The sequence below is a fragment of the Winogradskyella eximia genome (assembly GCF_003386165.1).
GTDB lineage: Bacteria > Bacteroidota > Bacteroidia > Flavobacteriales > Flavobacteriaceae > Winogradskyella > Winogradskyella eximia.
The window spans coordinates 1-1588 of sequence record NZ_QRDV01000027.1 but is presented as its reverse complement, the minus strand read 5'-3'; the positions used below and the strand labels follow the sequence as shown (position 1 = coordinate 1588).

At 29.5% G+C, this 1588-nt stretch carries 2 protein-coding genes; both read left to right on the top strand.

The features are described 5' to 3' along the window. The first annotated feature begins 99 nt into the window (after positions 1–99). The gene (locus DFQ10_RS18450) at positions 100–795 is read left to right on the top strand and encodes a hypothetical protein (RefSeq protein WP_115818925.1); all 696 of its coding nucleotides are present in this window, start codon (positions 100–102) and stop codon (positions 793–795) included. A gap of 156 nt (positions 796–951) precedes the next feature. Continuing rightward, positions 952–1482 carry a hypothetical protein gene (locus DFQ10_RS18445; RefSeq protein ID WP_115818924.1) on the top strand — a complete coding sequence of 177 codons (531 nt, stop codon included), beginning with the start codon at positions 952–954 and terminating at the stop codon, positions 1480–1482. Positions 1483–1588: the final 106 nt, after the last annotated feature.

Here is a 1588-nt window from a genome sequence, read left to right as displayed (position 1 = left end):
TACGAAAATCCTCTCGGATTTTCTATTCGGTTTGTATTTGTTAACTTAGTTGCTTAACCACGCAACAAACCATATACAAACACGTTGTAAAACATACGAATGAACAAACTGCTAACATTAAACATTCTGATATTATTACTTGTTTCTTGTGTTAATAAAGAAAAAAGTGAATCGGAATTTTATGCAGAAAATAAAACTTCATTTTTCGATTTAAGAAACTCTGATTGGACAAAAAACACGTGGATTAGAAAACCCGAAAATTTAAGAACAATTCACGAATCATTTAAAAAGTTCGGTTACGAAAAACTCGAAAATCTGATTTTTAAAAGCGAAAATAGTTTTCTAATCGAAGACATTTATATAAAACGGAATTTTGGAAATTTAATGGACAGTTTGCAACTGACTTACAACAAACCCGAAATACAAATTAAATATTACGCTGAATTTTGGAATCGCAGAAAAGCGGAGAAAAATGACTCAATCGTTTATGAAATTCTTAAAGAATTAAACTCTATGAAATTGGACAAAAAACGACTGAATTATAAAAAACAGTTTGTAAATGACACTTTAGTTGACCTTTTAAAAATTGAATTCGACAACGACAATCTGAATACCGAAAAAGCAAAATCGGATTTTGATATTTTAAAAAAATACGGATTTCATCAATCAGCGTATAACCTACTTTTTGAAAGAGCAGAATATTCTGAATTGAATTTAGACCGAGAAAAATTAAAAAAGGAATTGACCAAAACAAAGGAATTTAAGCAACCTTGGTTAATTGATAATGAAAAATAAGTACGTTTTACAACACCGTGTATAATTAATGGCTAGTTCTCGCCTACTTACGAAAATCCTCGCGGATTTTCTATTTGGTTTTTATTTGCTAAATTCCGTGCTTAAACACGCCACTAATCATACACAAAAACGTTGTGGTTAATTTGAGAACAGACTATGGGAACACATATTGACTGTATAATTCCGAAAGAAAAAGAATATTCAGTCGAGGAAATAAAACAAAAACTGAAAAGCACTTTTGACAGACTAAAATCTGAACTTTTGCATTTAGAGGAATACGGAACATTTACAGAAAACGTAAATGGAAATTGGTGGATTAGCCATATTCCATCCGAAAATGGAAATCCTGAATACATTACTGGAGAAGGAGATAGTTTTAGTATTGATATTTATAAAAAAGTCATACATATTGGTTGTATAGAAAGATTCTCAAGTTTATACCTATTCGACAAAAATATATCAACTGAATTATTCAAAATTCTGACTGAATTAAGTAATGAATTTAGAACATCTGAAAAAATACTAATCGGAGCAGGTGGATTTGGAGAAACTGACCATATAATAGATATGGCTTATATAGAAAATGCGGATTTTGAGCAAGTTTGTAAAAAAATGACTAAACTTAACGGAATACCTGCACAAAACCTAGCTGAATTGAATGAAAAATCGTGGTATTTGAAAGAATAAAAACTAACCACAACAAAGTACTGTGGTAAAAAACAAGTAAAAATGTATTAATTTTTCACTAAAGTACTTTTATAATTTCCATCATATATTAATCCTGATTTAGCTA

Bases quoted from the DNA above. Each gene is read 5' to 3' on its own strand.
- DFQ10_RS18445 (WP_115818924.1), top strand. From the start codon at position 952: ATGGGAACACATATTGACTGTATAATTCCGAAAGAAAAAGAATATTCA.
- DFQ10_RS18450 (WP_115818925.1), top strand. From the start codon at position 100: ATGAACAAACTGCTAACATTAAACATTCTGATATTATTACTTGTTTCT.